Source organism: Cupriavidus necator A5-1 (assembly GCF_000744095.1).
In the GTDB taxonomy this organism is placed as follows: Bacteria; Pseudomonadota; Gammaproteobacteria; order Burkholderiales; family Burkholderiaceae; genus Cupriavidus; species Cupriavidus necator_A.
Map to the genome: position 1 here is coordinate 1285713 of NZ_JQLI01000001.1, position 19220 is coordinate 1304932.

A 19220-nucleotide genomic window follows, 5' to 3' on the forward strand; every position below is an offset into this window, starting at 1 on the left:
CCCTGTACCACACTTCATATTCAGTCCTGCAGCGCCGCCCACATTTCCTTGTCGCGCTGCGCCGTCCAGATACGCGGATGCGTGATGCCCGCGGCTTCGTCAAACGCGCGCGACACGTCGAACGGCAGGCAGTGCTCGTAGATGAAGACCTGCGCAAACTTCGGATCCATGGTGCGGCGCGTGTGCGCCATGGCAGCCTTCAGGTCGAGCTTGTCGGCCACTGCTTCCTTGCCGGCCTGGAACAGCGTGGTGACGAAATCCTTTGTGTAGGCGAGGCCCTTGGCCACTTCCTCGGGCGAGGTCAGCGCGGGGCCGCGGCCGGGGACGAGCTTCTGGGGCTTGAGGGCGGCCAGCGCGTCGAGCGTGGCGGGCCATTCGGCGAGCTGTGCGTCGCCGCAGTAGCAGGCCGCGTCGTACTCCACCAGGTCGCCGGAGAAGAGCACCTTCTCGGAGGGCAGCCAGACCACCGTGTCGCCCTTGGTGTGGCCCGAGCCGAGGTGGGCGATGCGCACTTCCAGCTTGCCGAGGAAGAGCGTGATTTCCTTCTCGAACACCAGCTTCGGCCAGGTCAGGCCGGGCACGGTCTCCACGCCAGCGAACAGGCGCGGGAAGCGTTCGATTTCCGACTTCATGTCGGCCTCGCCGCGCTCCACGATCATCTCGTAGGTGCCGCGGCTGGCAATAACCTGCTGCGCGCCTTCGTTGAAGTAGGCCGACGCGCCCAACACGCGCACCGCGTGGTAGTGCGACAGCACCACATACTTGATCGGCTTGTCGGTGATCTCGCGGATGCGCGCGATCAGGTCCTGCGCCATGGCCGGCGTGGCGGTGGTGTCGACGATCATCACGGCGTCGTCGCCGATGATCACGCCCGAGTTCGGGTCGCCTTCGGCGGTGTACGCCCAGGCGCTTTCCGAGAGTTGGGTGAAGGTGATCTGCTTGGCTTCCAGGTCAGCCTGGGATGCGAATGCCTTAGTCATGCTGTCGGTCTCTTGTGGCTGTGAAGCGAGGCAGAGCTTCCGGGCGCGCGGCGCTGCACCATCGCTTCGATATGTGTTCTCAAGTGGCCCTGCTTCGAGCCTTGTGGATACGTTTCAGGGTCGAATAACGATTCACGCAGCCAGATAGCCGCCATCGACGGGCAAGGTCACCCCCGTGACATAAGTCGACATGGATGACGCCAGAAACAGCACCGCGCCTACCAGCTCTTCCGGCCTGCCAACCCGGTTCATCGGAATCCGCGCCATGAAGCGCTCCAACTTCGCCGGATCGGACCTTGTTGATACCGTCATCGGCGTTTCGATGACGCCAGGCGCGACGGCGTTGACGCGAATGCCGTCCTTGGCCAGGTCCACGGCGAGGGACTGGGTCAGCATCTTCACGGCACCTTTGGATGCGGAGTAGCCGAGCGTATTGGGCTGACCCGAGAAGGACGCGATCGACGCAACGTTGACGATGGCGCCCTTGCTCCTGCGCAGGGCGGGCAGCCAGGCATGCGTGACATGAAAGGTTCCGTCATGGTTGACTTTCATCACCTGCTGCAGGTTGCGCGCCGCATTCGGGCTGTCAATGCCCTCACGGATGATGATGCCTGCGTTGTTTACCAGCACGTCGATGGGGCCGACGCTGGCCGTGACCGCTTCGGCTACGGCGTAGCATTGCCGGGGGTCGGTCACATCGAGCCCATAGTGTCTTGCCAGATGGCCGTTGGCGGTGATCATGTCGGCCGTCTGCCGTGCGTTCGATTCGTTCATGTCAGTGACGACAACAAGCGCACCGGCTTCGGCCAGACCGCAGGCAATGGCACGGCCATTGCCTTGGCCTGCACCGGTGATGAATGCGACCTTCCCGGTCAACAGGTTGGAGAACGTCATGGTTTGTGCATCAGGAGAGGAGTGGGCTGTCGCGGCGACCACGGTTCGGCGCGGCCGCGTAAGCGGCAGAGGAAGTGAAGACTGTCAGTACGTCGCTGCGAGCGCTTGCCGTACAGGCGTCGCAGTACGTCCCGGATGCGAAACCGTTGCGTGGTCCGCGATGTGGTTGCCAGCCACGTAGCCGAACGTCAAGCCCGGACCGAGCGTAATGCCCGCTCCGCTGTACTCGCCGCCCATGATGCTGGCAGCGTCATTGCCGGCGGCATACAGACCGGGGACCGGCACGCCATCAGCAGTGATCACCTGAGCGTGCTCATTCGTCCTGATCCCCATGAAGGAGCCCAGGTCACCCGGCACAAGCTTGATTGCGTAGAACGGCCCGGTGCGCAGCGGAGCGACACACGGGTTCGGGGTGTGCAGCGCATCGCCCTGATAACGGTTGTAGGCCTTGCTGCCGCGACCGAACTCGGGATCGCGCCCGTACTGTGCGCTCTCGTTGTACTGGCGAATGGTGGTCTCAAGCGTCTGCGCATTGACGCCAAGCTGCTTTGCCAGATCGGCAATCGTCCTGCCCCGCTTGAGATAGCCGTTGCGCAGCTGGCTGCCCAGCGGCATCGGGAAGGGCTTGACGAAGCCGAGGCCATAGCGCCGGAGCGCGGCATGGTCGGCAATCAGCCAGCAAGCGGTTTCGGACTTCCCTTTCGATGCGGCGATCATCGCCTGCACGAGGTCGTGGTACGAGTTGGCCTCGTTGGCAAACCGCCGGCCATCCAAATTGACGGCAATCACGCCCGGTTTGGCCCGGTCAATGAAGTGAGGCATGATGCCGGTGGTGCCATCCTTGCGCGGTACCAGCGACATTGGCGTCCAAGCAGCGGCATTCGACAGCGTCTTGTCAAAGATCCCACCAACCGCCTCTGCCATGCGCGCGCCATCGCCCACGTTGGTTTGCGGTGTGGGCGAATAGTGGCCGTGACCGGATTTGACGTGCGGGTAGGTTTCCTTGCGACGCTGGAAGTCATGCGGAAATCCCCCGCTGGCCAGCACCACCCCGTGACGTGCCTTCACGCTGACCTTCTTCCCGTCACGCTCCACCACGGCCCCGGTGACCCGGTCGCCATCGTGCAGTAGCTGTAACGCCGGCGAGGACAGCCAGACCGGAACCGATAGGTCGGCCGCGGATTTCGCCAGCCGCGCAGCCAGTGCGTTGCCGTTGGTCAACGTCATCCCCCGTCCATACTTCATCACCTCAAGGAAATGCTTCGCGAGGCGTTTGGTGACATACCAGGCGGATTCCAGCGACCGGGTGACCCGCATGAAGTGGACGATCTCCTTGCCCGAGCCGATCGTGACGCCAAAAACGGTCAGTTCCGGCAGCACTGGTCCCAGCGTCTTGAGCAGTGGCCCCAACTCGCGTGCGTCGTAGGGTCGCGTCACCATCGACCGTCCGCCTTGTGCGGCGCCAGGGGCCTCAGCGTGGTAGTCCGGAAACGTCAGGGGCATGTCGAACTGGACGGCGGTCTTCGACATGAAGAACTCGATGGCCTTCGGTCCGTTGGTCAGAAAGGCGCGCACGCGCCGTTCATCGAACCCTGCGCCGGCCTGGTTCTGGATATAGGTGAATGCCTGGTCTGGCAGTTCATGGTGCCCATAGGCCTTGGCCAAGTTGGTGTTGGGAATCCACAGCCATCCACCCGAGCGCGCGGTCGTGCCGCCAAAGTAGCTGGCCTTCTCGACCACGATCACTTTCATGCCGCTGCTGGCAGCGGCAATGGCCGCGGACATGCCAGCGACGCCCGACCCAATGATCAGGACGTCACATTTTTCCTCATGCGGTGTAGACATCAACTTCTCCATTCAAGACTGCGGGGCTGGACGGGGTCTTCAACCCTTCCCCGATGCGCGCTAGATTAGCACTAGCACGATTGAACATATCTACACGTTAACCCTATGCATGCGAATTAGATAATATCTAGTGCTATACTGAGCGCATCATCATCTCTTAGCAGGAACGCACGTGGACAACACTGAGCCGGCGCCCGAGCGCGAGCGCCGTGGCATACAGTCGATTGAGGTTGGGGGGGAAATCCTCAAGGTGCTGGCGTCTGAGGCCAGACCGATGGCGTTACGCGACCTGGTGAGGGCCGCCAACATGCCGTCCGGAAAAATTCACCCTTACCTGGTCAGCTTTGGAAAGATTGGCCTGGTCGCCCAGGACCCAGTCACGGGCCACTACCTGCTCGGGCCCATGGCTATCCAATTGGGGTTGACCAGTCTCCAGACGCTGAACCCGATTCGGGAGGCCACGCCGTTTGCGGATTCGCTGTCGGAAGAGACCTCGCATGCGGTCGCGCTTGCGGTATGGGGAAATATGGGCCCGGTGATCGTACGCCTGATCGATGCAACATATCCCATTCATACGAACATCCGCACCGGGACAGTCATGTCGCTCGCCAATACGGCGACGGGACGGGTGTTTTCGGCGTTTCTTCCGCGCCAACTCACTGAAAAGTTGCTGCTGGACGATCGCATACGCCTTGGCCCCGATATCGCACATCCGCTCGATGCCAAACTGGTCGAGGGCATGATCGAGGATGCCCGGACGCGCAAGATTTCACGAGGCGTCAACCATCCCACGCCGGGGATCGTCTCATTTTCGGCGCCCGTATTCGATTACTCGGACAACATCGCCCTCGCAATCACGATCATGGGGCCCACTGGAACCGTCGACACGGATTTGGACGGGCCCGTTGCGAGAGCCATTAGGGCATGTGCAGAAGCTGTTTCGAGACGTTTGGGTTATCGTGGCACTTACTAGTTGTCCATCGGGCGCGCCTGACCCCGTGAAGAGAAGTAATCGTGTTCCGCTTATGAAGTAATACAGTTCCGTTTCAAGAATGTGGTGACTGGGCCGCTGGAAAGGCCTTCACTGCAGCAGTTCAGGCAGCAACGCGACAACTTGCCTTTCGGCCCTCATCGCAACAACGAGTTGGCGGCTATGTCGTTCGACCCGCCCTACCCTTTCCGCCAGCTTCGTGAGGATCTCTCGCGAATGCTCATGCTGTTCGACAACGTCAAAGCCGCTGAGCCAACGCACCACTCCGGTAAGCGGATGCAGAGGCTTGCACCACAGAGCGCTGGGATGCCGTGAAGTGTAGTAATCGCGCTCCCTTTGTGAAGTAACGTTGATTCGCGTCCGTGATTACGCTCATAGCATCATCATTACTTCCGCAGTTCGGTGAATGCGTGTCCACTGCGCGCCTACTCTCACACTGCGGCAAGCCCACCTTGCATTTGGTTCTCGGCTGAGATTGCAGCCTATTTTAGGCATGATTCGCGAGAACGCTCTTTTTACTCAACGAGAGCGAAGCCGCGTAGTCAGAGCGAAAGAAAGTAAAGATGCTACTAAGTGACGGACCAGCGATCGTTCCAGAATTACTTCGCGCCGCCGGAGAGTACCAAGATTACTACTCGAAAAATGGAAGTAATCTTGGTACGGAGGCTAACAGCATTTCCTTATACAGAAGTCATGACTCTTCCCGCAGTGCCTGAATGGTGAGCGCGGCGTCCATGGTTCGCTGCATGCCGATCCAGATCGTCTTGGCGCCAGGCTCGCCATCGCTCTTGCGCCCAAGGAACCCACCCAGGGAAGCAACCAACCGAATCATCTGATTGAGTGTGATCGGTGTCTTCGGGCGAGCTTTCTTGGCGAGCACGTATGCCCCCCGAATCTCGTCGGTATCGAAGAACAGGGATGCATCCAGATCCGGGCAAGTTCTGCCCAACCGCATCAGGCGGGCAATGCGCCACGCCACCACCATATACAACGCCAAGGCCCGCTCCACACGATCCATGTGCGATAGCTGTAGCGCTTCGACTTTGCAGCCGGTCTTCAGGACATGGAAGTACATCTGTCGGGTAAAGGACTGGCGCGGTGCTCGGCTTGTCCGGCCCGTTTCCAGCCCCTCCCCATAAGAACTGCTCGTGAGGTTTTCCCTCAAGCAGCTCACCCAGTGAGATTCATCGCAAGGGTTATGAGTCCTATCGGTGTGGCGACCACTTTCACGCGAACCCCTCCGCGCCCGACAGCGGGCGCGTCTTCCAGTCCCAGAACAGTCCCAGGACTCCGTAGAGGTACTCGTTACTCCATCGTCGCCACCCGATGCTCGTCTTCTGGCGTCGCTTGCGCCGCGTTAGCAGGGTTCGAACCTTCATTTCCAGATAGTCGCGCACCTCGCTGAAGGCGCGACTGGCGTTGCCGACCCGGAAGTAGTTGACCCATCCCGCCACCGCAGCGTTGAGTTTCGCGACCAGCTTCACGGCCGGGGTCGAGCCTCCATGCCGGATGATGTCGCGGATCCTCGCCTTGATGGCTTGGCGAGCCTTCTTCTTGGGGGTCATCAGGACGAAGTACCCGTTCCCCGCTCGTTTGCGCACGCGACGCAGGTCGAATCCCAGAAACCCAAAGGCGTCCTCCTTCAATGTATCCACCACAATGGTTTTCTCCGTGTTCAACTCGACGCCTAGCGGCACGAGTTGTTCCCGCAAACGCTGCAGGGCACGTTCAGCCCAGCCGCGTTTGGTGTGGTGGCCACTGACGGTGATGACAATGTCGTCAGCAAACCGGTGATAGTTCACTGCCTCGTAAGGGCCCTGTGCCGTCTTGCGTCGAATCTCATCGAACATCCAGTCAATCTCATTCAAGTAGATGTTCGCAGCGAGTGGGCTAAATGGGCCACCTTGCGGTACCCCAACTTTGCCCGCTGCTTTGATAACCTGCTTGACCAAGTGCATGACCTGAGGATCCTGAATGCGCTTCGCGATCTTGCCCAACAGGGTTGAATGTTGAATTGTGTCAAAGTAGCGCGACAAATCCACATCAACCACCGTCGACATGCGCCGCAGCACACTGCGTCTGACTTCCGCCAGCGCGCGGTGTGGGGACCGCTTCGGTCGGAACCCGTAGGAGTTCGGGCAGAAGTCCGCCTCGAATACCGCTTCGAGGATCAGTTTCAGCGCCCCCTGCACCACGCGGTCGCGGATGCAAGGAACCTGGAGAACGCGGACCTTGCCATTGCTCTTCGGGATCTCTACCCTGCGGTTCGGCTTGGGTTCATACCTGCCTGTTTTGAGGTCTGCCTGAATCTCCGCAAGGAATACAGTACGTCCCGATGCCTCGATGTCTTCAAAACTCAGATCATCGATTCCCGGCGCACCGCCGTTCCTCTTGGCGATACGGTAGGCCTCGTCGAGGGTTTCACTCTTCGCAATATGTACGAAGAGCCCCCAGAAGCGATGAGTCTTGTCAGACTTCGCCTTGCGATATATCCGCCTTCTCAGTTCCTGCAGACTGCCGGATGCCTTTGTCATTTCATCCCTGCCTCACCTTGTTGGGCGGAGTACTCACCGGTCCGGGCCCTTCCCTCCGGGCGCGTTTTGCTGCACGCCCATCGACAGTACTACGACCCGATCCGTCACCCTGGCACCTATGCCCGCATTTCCCACTCGCGGTTATAGCGGACATCTCCTCGACGGGATTTCTCCGCCGGGTGCCGAGGGCTTCTCCAGTTTCCACGTTATCCTTCACACCATGTCGCCGCTGATACCCCGCCGGTGAGAGTTGCCGCATCGGACTCGTTTCGGACAACTCTTGCTGCTTTCGCGCGTTATCGACCGTCTCAGCCACCGGGTTTTCGTGTGACGAGGCTACATCTGCGTTCACTGCACGTTGCAACCTGGTGCGTTGCATACACTCCTTTCTGAGCATACTGTCGGAGGGCTCCGTCATCTTGCTTTCGCGCCATGACGCCTCCCAAGCTACGAGGCTTGAGTCTTTTGCCTCGGTCGGACTTACACCGACTGGATAACGTGTCCTTATCTGGACACACCGATCTCCCACCTGGCCCGATACCATTCAACCAGCTCGATGACCGCATCGGCATCCTGTGCTTCTCGGTTCGTCAACAGCCGCCACACCACTGGCTTGACGCCTGCGGGCGCTCCGATCTCCCTGGCCTCTACACAGGTGAGAGTCGGGCCATCCAGGCCGGGTAGCTTCACACGTTGTGCGCGTAGCTCCTGTTGAACCTCGCGCGCCTTCTGGCCTGCACGCCCTGGCAAGATAAACGTGATTTCCCCGAGTACCGGGCTGGCGTCGACGCTATCCCACAACTTGCCGCCCTCAGCAAGGTTGCGGTTGTGTTGGCTGCGGATCAACCAGTCGGCCGGTTGGCCCAGTTCCTGGGCGCGCGCCATCAACTCGGCAATATCACCCTCGCGGTCCGTCACATACACCAACCGTGTCCGGGGCAACAGCGCGGCTTGCTCCGCAACGCGTTCATACCCTTCAGTCCAGCGTACGCTTTCCTTGATCCCGCCGCGGTTGCCGTCGGCGTCCTTTGATTCCCGAGCCCACATCCAGGCATCGATCACCCCCAGCGGTTCACGGTCAGGCGTCACCGCGTAGGTCGGATGCAAGAACATGCCTCGCTGGGCTTCGTAGCTCAGCGGCCCCAGCCCCTCTATTTCCTGACCATTGAAGTTCAGCTCGGTCGTATCAGCGATACACAGCACCACCGGAAACTGCGCGACTCTGTCCGCCGTGCGTTCCCAATGCGGCCGCATCACGTCCCGCCAATCGATCTGCTCATTGCCGAGAAACCGATACGCCGCAATGGTTTGCGACCAGTCATCGCATGCGCCGGGAATGCTGGCCGTAGGCAGGGCCGCAAACCGTTTGAGCAATTCCTTGGCGCGCCGATCCCGCCCCGGATCACCAAGATCCAGACTCTCAAATTCCTCGTCCACCCATGCCCCCGATTCGTTGCCCATTGCTGCCCGAAAATCCGAGAGTAAACGCGAGTCTGGCGAAGTTAACAACCCCTTACCTCGAAATTTCCGCGGCCGCATGCTCCATGCCGCCGCTGCGGACACGGTACTACTTCTGTATAAGGAGATGGGTTAAAAGACCTGGCCAGTACCGATATTCAGTTTCTTCGGACGTGTTGGTGTTTGCGGCTCGGAGGCCTTGTCTACGGTCGGCGCTGCAGCTGCGTTCGCTGTTGGCTGCGCAGCAGGTGCGCCCCGCCCCACCGCAGTTCTCACCGTGGGGGCAGATGACAGAATTCGCTTTGCCTCCGCCAGTTCGGACGCAGCCTTCCGTGTCTTTTTTGCCTGAGCCAGCTTTCCGTGGACGTATTCCTCGATGGGATTCGCCTCGACTGGCACACGTGACCGCTTCTTGTCTTTCCTCTCCTTATCGATTTGCTGGCGTAGTTTCAGGTTGTGCCGCATCACGCCCCAGCCCCCTTGCGCCTCCAAGAGCCCCAACTCAACGCCGTCAGGTTGGAACGCACGGACACAGCGAAGATCATCGGCATTCATATAGATAAGCAGGCTCTTGCCGATCAGATCCGTGCTGCAGGCAAGGATGTTGCTGGTATAGCGCACGCCATACAAGTTGATGTGCGGTCGAACGCCCCGGTCGAGGTATGCGCGCACTGTGCAACGCCTGGCCGATTGCATCAGGCACAGCGTGCGGCGCCGTTGTTCGGGCAGCCATGTCACCAACTGTTCCTTGCCCCGAATGAAATACTCCATCGCCTCAAGTGGCGTGACATTGTTCAGGCTGGCATGCGGCGTACCGTTGTAGCTCGCGATCGCATATTCGACCAACTCCTCCAACTCGTCAAACGACACAAACAAGCGTAGCTTTCCCTTCGGATCGGCCAGCGCGCGCCGCAAATCACGGGGATGCGAACCCGTATAGCCCGGCAATCTGGAAGAGAGTCTGCTCGCAATGGTCCCGAAGAAGCGTTCGATGTAGGGTCGATCATCGGGGCTGTACTTCGGCCCTGCGTCTGCACATCAGCCAACGAATTCGCACAAGGCATCCAGTGTCTCCTTGGCGAGGTTCGCCTTCGCATTGTCAAGCTTCATCCACTCCCAGGTGGAGTACGCGAGCTCCGGCAGGCGCTGCGAGGGAAAGCCGTCGTGCGAACCGTAGTCCAAACCAGGAATCGTGAAGTCGCGTGGTCGATGCGGTTCCAGGGCCGACTCGATAGTCTTGATGACGTCGTAGCGGCTATACTCGCGACCCAGCGCAAGGTGATAACCCAGCACCGCACGCGTGCAGACGTCGATGATGGCGAGCAACCAAACGCGTTCGATTTCGAACTCATGCTCAAAGTCCAATGCATCGCGTACTACTACCTTCAACCGGATATCGAGTCGGTGGCCGTCGAACTCCACGACCTGGTAGGGGCGCGTGGCCGGCCGACTGTCTGACTTATCGTAGTGCGGCAGCCCCTTCAGATGCGTGGCGCCTGCCGCCCGTGCCGCTGTGCGGAAGCTCCGCAGCAACTCGACTTTGAGGCGCGCGGATAGCGACCGAATGGCATGGCCATCCGTATTGAAGGGATAATCGACCGCCGTCAGACCGAGGGACCGGCATTGCCACAGAAATTCCGCGTGCAGTGCATGCAGACCAACCAAGCGTGTCTGCAGTCTTCCATTGGTATGAACCTGTTCGAGCGACACACGGCGCTGTTTTACTTTTAGGAGCAGCCATCCCGCGAGCGTCGGAAAGCGCTCTAAGAAAAGCGCGAACGCGCCCGCTTTACCACTTCCGTCTTCGCTGGGTCGGCCATTGACCGGACTTACGCGGACGTACTCATTGACGCGCACGTGCGCCAACAAGGCCCGGAATCCAAAGATGCGTCCGTCAGGATGCGGAGCCAAGCCTCGCTCGAGCCACCGATAGATCTGTCGACGGTTGACGCCGGTTACCTTCTCAATGTCCTTGACACGTTCGCCGCGCGCGTAGCGCTCGACGGCGTCTATTCTTAGCTTCATGACCTCGCGCGTTTCGGCGTCAAGCTCGGTCCACGCGATGCAGCAGTCGCGGAGGCCGCTCATGATTCGTCGCAAGCCTGAGTTTCAATCCATCGACTTGATCGCGTGGCCAAGCGCAAACTTTGTCATCCACGACAATGGTTCGGTCCGCAATTCCTCTGCATCCCACGCGACCGGTTTGCAGTAGACTGAAGACGGCGGCGCGCACTAGCACCGGGTCACCTTTCGAGAACTCGCGCTCGATGGCGAGAAGCGGCTTTGGACTGGCGACAAAGCGCTCGACCGCGTCGAGCAGTGACACTAGCACGAGACCTCGCGAGGCTACGATGCTTGGCAGCATGCGGTGCCAGTTGTCAATCCAGATGCGTGACGCTGCCTGTTCGGCCGCGTCGACCAACCGGACATCGAGCACTTCAGCACTGAACTCGAGCCCCTCCTTCGCCTCTTCATCGATAACTGGATTCGGCAGCAGTACCAACTCCTGACGGTCGCAGTACGAGACCAGGAAGTCTGCAAGGTATCGCTGTCCGCGAAACCGGCGTTTGTCAACGTACTTGTCGCGTCACCTCACGCAACCTGCTTTAGTTCTGCTGGCTCAATCCGTTCCGGATTGAGCCAGACTTTGTCGGCCAAGCTCCAGTTCCGTGTCGACCCTGACCAACGCTCTGGCGTTCTGGCCTTCGCCTCTGCATAGACCGCTTCTCGTTGAGCCAGCACCGCTGCGGATATACCGCTATGGCGCTGCGCCGGTGTCACGAATTTCAGCCCACTATGCTTGTGCTCGTGGTTGTACCAACGCACGAATCGCTGCGTCCATGCGCGTGCCTCGTCCACGCTGCCGAATGCCTGGCGCGGGTAGTCCGGCCGATATTTGCAGGTCCGGAACAGCGACTCGGCGTAGGGGTTGTCATTGCTCACGCGCGGCCGGCTGAACGAAGCGACCACCCCCAGGTTTTCCAGGGTGGCCAGCATCGTCGCGCCCTTCATTGGACCGCCGTTATCCGAGTGCAGAACCAGAGGACGTCCAGCCAGACCTTCGGCCAAACTGGATCGCCGCATGAGCAACGCCGCCAACTCCGCCGATTCCGCCCGATGCACTTCGTGACCGACGATCTTGCGGCTGAACACGTCCAGCATCATGTACCAGTAGTAATACTGTCCCTTGATTTCCGCTGGCATCCAGGTGATGTCCCAGCTCCACACCTGATTGGGTCCGGTGGCGCAATGGCTGGTCACCACCCGGGCCGAGGGCTTGCGCGCACGACCACGGTGATGCTGCTGCGACGCACTACGCAAGACACGATAAAAACTCGACTCCGAGGCCACGTACTGGCCGCGGTCCGCCAGCGTCGGGACGATTTGGCTGGGCGGCAAACTGGCAAACTCCACGCTGTTGGCTACCTCAAGAATTAGCTGGCGTTCCGGCTCGCTGAGCTTGTTGGCTGGCGCTGGCCGCTCAGTGGTGGTGCGAGCATCTGCGACCACCTCATCGCCCTCCTGAACCCAGCGCTGGAAGGTGCGCAAGCTCAGACCCAACTCGTCGCAAGCGTGGGCCAGTCGGCAGCCTGAGCGTTCTGCCTCTCGAATCAACGATATACACAACCGGCGATCTGGGACGCTGATCAGTCGTCCTCTTTTTCTCCCCAAATCGCCTGGGCTTTTTTTCTCAGGATGAGCAACGCGGCCGCTTCCGCCAGCGCCTTCTCCTTTCGCTGTAATTCCTTCTCAAGCTGCTGGATGCGCTTCTTGTCACCTTTCGACTGAAGCCGTTGCTCTCGCGCCTGCTCACCTGCGTTGGCATTGGCCGATCGACAGGCCTCTCGCCAGGCAGCGATCTGCTCGGCGTAAAGACCCTTGCGGCGGCAATACTCGGCCAATTCCGCTTCATTGAGCGGCGCGGTTTCCAGCACCACCGCAAACTTGTCTGCCGAGGACCAGGCCTCGGGGTTCTTTCCATCTCCCGGCACCGGGACTCCTTGCGCTTTCATCTGTCGACGCCAAGCATACAGCGTTTGCTCAGTGATCCCCGTCTCCCTTGCCAGCGCCGACACCAACGCGTTCTCAGGAGGCATCATGCGGCGCAACAGCGCTTCCTTTCTCTCTGCTGAATAGGCTCTCATTCACTCTGACTCTACCGCCCCCAGACTGGGTCAATCGAAATCAGTAACACGACAACTATGCTGACACCGGGGGAAACTGAATGAACCCGGGACGCTCACAAAAGTGGGCGATCGCCGGATCGGATTCAATCAGGAGCCATTGGTCGAACGCACAGCGTCGGTAGAACGTTGGAGCCGGTTGCGCTCGTCCGCCCGCGCGGTGCGCACCGCTTCGAAGCCTTCAGTCCGAAGCTGAAGCGGCGGCTGACGAGTCTGTGCGAAACGTAGTAAAGATGCGCCCAAGCGGCGGACCTGCGATCGTTTCAACATTACTTCGCGCTGTCAGATGGTATCAACATTACTACTTGAAAAATCGTAGTAATGTTAGTACGCGAAATCGCTAACTTATTGATTTTACTAGCTTTGTGCTCGGACTTTGCGGAGCATCCTTACTACACTTCATGAGATGAAAGTCATTATTCGTGTGCAGACCATCCCCAATTGGGGCGAATGCAACACCCAGGAGAGGAAATGCCCGTTGAAGTGGCCGAGTTCCTCGACCGGTTAGGGCGAATTGCTGAAGCCGAACCCCAAGGTTTTTAACACTCCCGTCTGCCTGTGACAACCCAACCGCCTCCGGTTTGAGTTCGCCGCTTGGCCGCTCGAACTGACAGAGCTCATAGGTGTCGGATTCGCCCCAATCGGTAATGGTCTCCACGCGAATGACGACTCTCATCTCGCACCTCGGCCGGCGGTTCAATGGCTCTATGCTAGGTACTTTCCCCACCCCAGCGAGGCCTTCCGGGATGTTGAGCAGCTATGTTCACCCCTCCCTCGGTTTTTCGGCGACTCATGATTGGGCCTCAAGCGCACCAAAGCGCGTCGATAGGGTAAGCATCTCAGTCCGCAACTCGGGGCACTGACGCGTCCCTCGTGCAGCAGCTTAAAAGCGGCGGCGCGCACGAGGATGGGATCACCTTTTGATAGTTCGCGCTCGATGGCGAACAGGGGCTGCGGAACGGCGACGAAGTCCTCAACGAAGTGACGCCGGCAGAAGGCCACGCGTGGCAACGATGCAAGGCAAACATGCGCTGCCAGTTGGCGACCCAGAACGCGAGGCTGCCAGTTCCGCAGCCTGGACCAACCAGGTCCCTGTCGCCGGCGTCAAGATTCGCGATTGGTTTCGCATCGCTTCCGACTATCGGATCGGGGAGGATAACGAGTTCTCTGCCGCCCCTCGTAGCTAAGCGGACCCTTCGTGTCACGGCGAATCAACTCTGCGTGCGCCACCTGCAGATGCAGGTACAGCACACGAAGGACCAAGGCAAAAAGCAGTGCTGCTGCTATCAGCATTACGATGCTCGTTAGTCGCTATGGACATCAGTCGAGACGACGGCACATGTAATACGTCCTTGCACCAAAGCGCCGAAGGAATTCCTTCGATAGCTGCATCTCCTCCGGCATGTCGTCCAACGCGGTGAGCGTGAACCCGAAGCGGGCAAAGAACGCGGGATGCTCGGACGTGAGCACTGCAGCCCTGGTGCAGCCGCTGGCGCGGGCGCGCATCAGGATGGCCCTCACAAGATGCGTGGCGACCTGGCGGCCCCGGTACTCGTCGAGAACCGCAGCGGCATGGACGATGACCGTCTCGCCATGCATTTCGCCGCTGGCGCAGCCGATTACCTTTTCACCTAGGACGGCCAGGCTGTAGAGGCGGGCCGAGGGGTCTATATTGCCGCCGGGCAAACCGCAGGAACGGAGCACCTGCGAGATTGCCTCCACGTCTGCCGACCCGGCCGCGCGAATTCGCACATCTTTTATCATTCTTTTTTATCCTGCACATGCAACACTTTGAGGCAGTATGTCGCAAGAGTACGAGGCATGCCATCGGCTAACTGAATGAGTGGCATCACTTCAAACGTAATCTCCGCCTGCGCTACGCTTCGCCTCGTGCCCAACGCCAGCCAATCCACTTAATTCTGATATAAGCGATTTTTAATTCATCCATGCAAAGTCCTGGGTCCATCACAAGCAAGGCGAGCATCCATTCAAACAGCGGTTGTGGCTGCATTAGACCCGAGCCTCCCATGCTCCATCGCCTGCGTCATGTCCAGCATGAGGGCCGGTTATGACACATACTCGTTTGGGCGGCCGTGCCCTTGCTCGTTTCCTTGGACGGACGCATCGCCGCCGACGGCGGAACATCGCGTCCACTGGCAAGCTCAGCACACACATTAGATAAGCCCCGCACGCAGTAGCTCAAAGACCGCCTTTGCGCCGAAAACTCGTCCCCGCTGGTCCGCGTCGACAGGATGGGGAACGCGAGCCGCCCGGCGTCGAAAAGAAGCCGCTCACAGCTTGCGTGGCGCCATGAATTCCATGCTGACATCCTTGGTGTCGCCGATGCCATTCTTGTCAGCCCACTCTTCCCAAATACGCCTAGCCTCACCATCGAAGCATGGCGAGCCTGACAGCAAATACCGCCGCCCGCTTGAGGTTACGCCGACACCTGTGCCGCTGTCGAAGGATTGGATTGCGCTACTCACGCGGTTCTCCTTGTTCTCGACGCAGTACCCCACAAAATGTCGTTGACCCGACCTTGTTTCGCGGACCCGCCAGCGCTCAAGCGTGACGAGCGGTTGTACATCGACAGGTGCAATGGTGCTCACAGGCATGATGTGTTCAACTATTGAAATCGCAAACGCCCGCAGCTTAAGTCAGCCGACTCTCTTTGGCAAAAAGCGCATGCGGGTGTTCCAGAGCGGACCACGCCGGACTACGGCCCGATGCTTCATAGCCCAGTGTCAGCGGAGCAGGAGAGACCTAATGAACTGGAAACCGTACCGCTACCCATTCAGGTGTTCGTCGGCTCAAGCCTTCCACAACGAACTCAGTGACCCTCCGACGCCCCCGAATTCTCGTTGCTAAGGGGGAGAAGGTAGCAGAAGTGCCGGCCGACAGCGCCTCAGCACGCCCGGCGGCTTCGGCATCAAGTCTGATGCAGCCAAAGATACCGCTCCGGCAACGCTCGATGGTGGTGACCAGGGTGAACGGAGGTCGCGAGCCGGGTTGGCTCTGGATAGGGCCGAAAAGTGGCGCGGTGATTGCAAAAAGCCCTCAGCGAGGGAACCATCAAATGCTGCCTGCCCCCGTCTTCGGTATGGCTTTTGAACGAGTGGGTCCGCAAAGCCGACGTAGCTAAGGCACGATACGTTGTAGAGCGACTGACTACCCCACATCGATGGCATGACATGCTTCCAGCGGGCTCCCGATAGACACCGAGTAGCACTGAGGGTTCGATAACTAAATCGGGTGATCCCGGAGCAGCCCTTGGACACAGTCCCCACTTGCAATGGCAGACCCCCAACAAAACTGGCCAGCAGTCTACCCCTCCGACATACGGCGGCAAAACTTATGCACCCCTCTTTGGTAGGGTCTCTAGTCTGGAGCACTTTGTTGCAGCGCAATGTATCACACATTATGATGCTTTCTAAAGCTGGTTCACTGCCATCGCGACTTCAAGTGCGACGTGACAATTGGCGCCGGCAGCACCGGAGAGCAATTGGTGGATGAGAACTACAAGCTGTGGAGGCAGCGCTGGCTACGATGGCACGCCCGGTCCCTGCTGGCTAGCATGGTTGCGCTAGCCGAGGCCGAACGGGAATCCTTCTTGGACAGAATGCGAGCGGCATACCGCGACCTTGGCGACTTTCCCGAGAGCGAGATTGATTTCATATTTCGGCGCGCAACACGGGGCCTAAGAAAGCTAGGCTCATGTCCTTGTGTTTTCGAAGTTTCGCCGCTCACTCAGCTGCGCATCCGGGCACAAGGGTTGCGGTTGATGGCAGACGCGCCGAGGGACATTCCCGAGGACCTGTAGTGTCGGCTAACATGCGCGTCACCGTTTCATAATAAGTAGCATCGCCTGGCGAGCTGCTAGAACAATACGTCTGCAGCAGGAACTGGCTGCCTCCCCCGCACATGAATGCGGCTTTCGTGAGTGCACCAGGACTGCTTAAAACTTCCTTCGAGTCCGGATGGAAAACCTGTCGACGGCAATTCTTTCGGCCCTGACCCCGATAGCGCTTAGCGCAGCCTATTTGGCCATACGCACCTGGCTACCCAATCAGCGAGGTGTGCAAGTCCACTTAGCTATTCTGTTCGGGCTCGCCATGTGGGTCACGCTTGTTACCGCTGCCATGCAAGCCCCAGGGGTAATTGTGGATATGCGCGGAACCTTGCTGACGCTGGCGGTCCTTTTTGGTGGCACCGTTCCCGCATTGCTTGTGGCAGCGGTGGGCGTCATGACGCGATTTTGGATTGGCGGCGTCGGCACGGGGATAGGTATCGCGGCACTGGTCGTGACGTACATCGGTCTTGTCTCCTTACCTCGCATTCTGCCAGCGCGTTTCCGAAACGGAGATACGGTGTCCGGGTTCCACTTGATTGCAGGCGGATTGTGGGCAAGTTTAATCCAATGGAGTGCCATTCAACTTGCTGAAGTGAGAAGTGGTAAGGATTTAAATGACGTCCTCATGCCTGTGGCGCAGTTCTTGGTGACCACCGTCTCCGGTAGCCTATTCATCATGGCCCAACAGCGACGGAATCTGCGTCAGGTGCTGGAATCCCAGCACGAGTTGGCAAAGGAAATGATGACTCACGACACAGCGACGGGCTTGCTGAATCGGGCTGGCTTCACGATTGCCTTACAAGAGACATTGAATCGCCACCAAACTTCATCCGACGCCAGATTGGCGGTTATAACCATCGGCCTTCATCGATTTCGCGAAATTAGCGATGCCATCGGTTCACAAGCGGTAGACATCCTCCTCGCCACGGTAGGTAGCCGGTTGCGCGGCCTCGCAACACAGACGCCGTTAGGAAGACTTGATAGCGATACGTTCGGTCTTTACCTAGAGAATATTGGGGAGCGCACTACCTCGGCCTTAGCCGATGAACTTCATGCCACCTTCCGTCGACCCATTTCGCTCGGTGCACAGGCCGTCTATCTTCCGCTGAACATCGGGGTGAGCATTTTCCCGTCAGATGGCACATCTTCCTCGACACTCATATCCCAGAGCGACCAAGCTCTTCGAGTAGCAACTCAACGAGGAGACGGTCACCTTCAATATTTCAGCAGCGAGCTGGAAGCTTCTGCCGTAAGACAACTGCAACTTGAGTCGGCATTACAGCATGCGCTGAGGCGGACAGATGAGATTCGCGTCGTGTATCAACCGAAGGCGCACCTTGCCACGGGAAAGCTTGCCGGCGTCGAAGCGCTGTGCAGATGGGATTCCCGAGAGCTTGGAAAGATTAGTCCGTCGGAGTTCATTCCTGTTGCGGAGAGCAGCAATCTTATTAATGAATTTGGTGCATGGATGCTTGAGCAAGTTTGCGCCCAAATTAACGTCTGGAGACGACAAGGGTTATCAGCGCCAGTCGTTGCAGTAAACCTGTCAGCCAAGCAGTTACTGGATAGTCAGTTCCCTGAACTGGCATTGCAATGTGTCCGGCGACACGAAATTTCCACTTCCGCAATCGAATTTGAACTCACTGAATCCGCTGTAATGATGGACCCTCTCCTGGCAAGGAAGCTACTTGAACGCCTTCGAGGATTCGGATTCAGGCTAGCACTTGACGATTTTGGGACTGGCTATTCAAATTTAGCCTATCTAAAAGGATTACCTTTTTATTGCTTAAAAATCGATAAAAGCTTCGTCAAAGACATCGAACATAACAGAGATAGTCGTTCGCTTTGCGGTGGCATCTTCGCTTTGGGGAGTAGTTTAGGACTGACGATTCTTGCTGAAGGCATAGAGACCGCGGGGCAGCTTGAAATTCTAAGGAATTTTGGCTACCAGCTTGGTCAAGGATTTTATTTCGCCCATCCACTATCGCCGGATGACTTGGCTTCTCGCTGGCTGGCCGACTGAGCAGCCCCTCTCCATCATTTCAGGGTGGGAGCCGCCCTGGTGAGCGTGACCGACCCTCCCTGGAAGATGTACGGAACCCCATACCGGACAAGATTGACCTGGCCATCAGCTTCGCCCGCGATGCTAGGTGCAGAAGGAAGCGCATTGCAGTGCAGCGGTGCCTCCAAGGGGATTCTGACAGTCATCGGACCAGCAGAGCCTGATTCAACCGGCTGCCAGCAGAATCGGCTTGTTCGCAGCCTGGCCGGAAACCAGTCCGAAGCAAGCCTACGCCCACATTCGAACCAGCGCGGTGTTCCCTGCGCCATTCAAGCGAGGCAGAACCCAGCGCCTCCCGCCTGCTAGAGCAATGAGTACACTGAGCGAAGACGCCGGCGCGCGAGGGCTGAACAGGGGCCGACCGCCTACAAAAAAAGAACCCGCGTTGCCGAGGGTGGCAGCGCGGGTGGTAGTGGGCCTAC

General features: G+C 59.0%; 10 protein-coding genes and 3 pseudogenes. 2 read left to right on the forward strand and 11 right to left on the reverse strand.

Annotated elements, in window-relative coordinates:
• Positions 1–20: 20 nt before the first annotated feature.
• From K307_RS05635 to K307_RS05645, 3 genes are all read right to left on the reverse strand, one after another.
• Positions 21–980: an MBL fold metallo-hydrolase gene (locus K307_RS05635; RefSeq protein ID WP_042876871.1), complete on the reverse strand. Its 960-nt coding sequence runs from the start codon at positions 978–980 to the stop codon at positions 21–23.
• 132 nt (positions 981–1112) lie between these two features.
• Positions 1113–1874: an SDR family NAD(P)-dependent oxidoreductase gene (locus K307_RS05640; RefSeq protein WP_042876873.1), complete on the reverse strand. Its 762-nt coding sequence runs from the start codon at positions 1872–1874 to the stop codon at positions 1113–1115.
• Between the two features lie 84 nt (positions 1875–1958).
• Positions 1959–3731: an FAD-dependent oxidoreductase gene (locus tag K307_RS05645; protein WP_419187108.1), complete on the reverse strand. Its 1773-nt coding sequence runs from the start codon at positions 3729–3731 to the stop codon at positions 1959–1961.
• Positions 3732–3891: 160 nt separating this feature from the next.
• On the opposite strand from K307_RS05645, the gene K307_RS05650 reads away from it, so the two are divergent.
• Complete coding sequence (locus K307_RS05650; protein WP_042876875.1) at positions 3892–4692, forward strand: IclR family transcriptional regulator; 801 nt, start codon at positions 3892–3894, stop codon at positions 4690–4692.
• Positions 4693–5401: 709 nt separating this feature from the next.
• On the opposite strand, the pseudogene K307_RS05660 reads toward K307_RS05650, so the two are convergent.
• The 8 genes and pseudogenes from K307_RS05660 to K307_RS05700 form a co-directional block, all read right to left on the reverse strand.
• A pseudogene (locus K307_RS05660) lies at positions 5402–5788 on the reverse strand (IS4 family transposase); the annotation flags it as partial.
• Between the two features lie 148 nt (positions 5789–5936).
• Positions 5937–7244, reverse strand: coding sequence for a group II intron reverse transcriptase/maturase (gene ltrA / locus K307_RS05665; RefSeq protein ID WP_042876603.1), 1308 nt, complete (start codon positions 7242–7244; stop codon positions 5937–5939).
• 519 nt (positions 7245–7763) lie between these two features.
• Positions 7764–8705 (reverse strand): annotated as a pseudogene (locus K307_RS05670) (IS4 family transposase); the annotation flags it as partial.
• 129 nt (positions 8706–8834) lie between these two features.
• Positions 8835–10790, reverse strand: a pseudogene (locus tag K307_RS05675) (helix-turn-helix domain-containing protein).
• Positions 10747–11205: a hypothetical protein gene (locus tag K307_RS05680; protein ID WP_051974685.1), complete on the reverse strand. Its 459-nt coding sequence runs from the start codon at positions 11203–11205 to the stop codon at positions 10747–10749. Before K307_RS05680 ends, K307_RS05675 begins: the two are co-directional and overlap by 44 nt.
• Positions 11206–11294: 89 nt before the next feature.
• Positions 11295–12847, reverse strand: a protein-coding gene (locus tag K307_RS05685) for an IS3 family transposase (protein ID WP_230625430.1) whose coding sequence is annotated in 2 segments (ribosomal slippage) — positions 11295–12385 and positions 12385–12847 — 1554 coding nt in all. Because the reading frame shifts where the segments join, the coding sequence is not laid out codon by codon here.
• A 1359-nt stretch (positions 12848–14206) separates the two neighbouring features.
• The gene (locus K307_RS05695) at positions 14207–14650 is read right to left on the reverse strand and encodes a GNAT family N-acetyltransferase (protein WP_042876880.1); all 444 of its coding nucleotides are present in this window, start codon (positions 14648–14650) and stop codon (positions 14207–14209) included.
• Between the two features lie 527 nt (positions 14651–15177).
• The gene (locus K307_RS05700) at positions 15178–15501 is read right to left on the reverse strand and encodes a hypothetical protein (protein WP_042876882.1); all 324 of its coding nucleotides are present in this window, start codon (positions 15499–15501) and stop codon (positions 15178–15180) included.
• 1362 nt (positions 15502–16863) lie between these two features.
• On the opposite strand from K307_RS05700, the gene K307_RS44240 reads away from it, so the two are divergent.
• Positions 16864–18759: a putative bifunctional diguanylate cyclase/phosphodiesterase gene (locus K307_RS44240; protein WP_051974686.1), complete on the forward strand. Its 1896-nt coding sequence runs from the start codon at positions 16864–16866 to the stop codon at positions 18757–18759.
• The last annotated feature ends 461 nt before the right edge of the window (positions 18760–19220 follow it).

Bases quoted from the DNA above. Each gene is read 5' to 3' on its own strand.
- K307_RS05640 (WP_042876873.1), bottom strand. From the start codon at position 1,874: ATGACGTTCTCCAACCTGTTGACCGGGAAGGTCGCATTCATCACCGGT.
- K307_RS44240 (WP_051974686.1), top strand. From the start codon at position 16,864: ATGGAAAACCTGTCGACGGCAATTCTTTCGGCCCTGACCCCGATAGCG.
- ltrA (WP_042876603.1), bottom strand. From the start codon at position 7,244: ATGACAAAGGCATCCGGCAGTCTGCAGGAACTGAGAAGGCGGATATAT.
- K307_RS05635 (WP_042876871.1), bottom strand. From the start codon at position 980: ATGACTAAGGCATTCGCATCCCAGGCTGACCTGGAAGCCAAGCAGATC.
- K307_RS05645 (WP_419187108.1), bottom strand. From the start codon at position 3,731: ATGGAGAAGTTGATGTCTACACCGCATGAGGAAAAATGTGACGTCCTG.
- K307_RS05695 (WP_042876880.1), bottom strand. From the start codon at position 14,650: ATGATAAAAGATGTGCGAATTCGCGCGGCCGGGTCGGCAGACGTGGAG.
- K307_RS05700 (WP_042876882.1), bottom strand. From the start codon at position 15,501: ATGCCTGTGAGCACCATTGCACCTGTCGATGTACAACCGCTCGTCACG.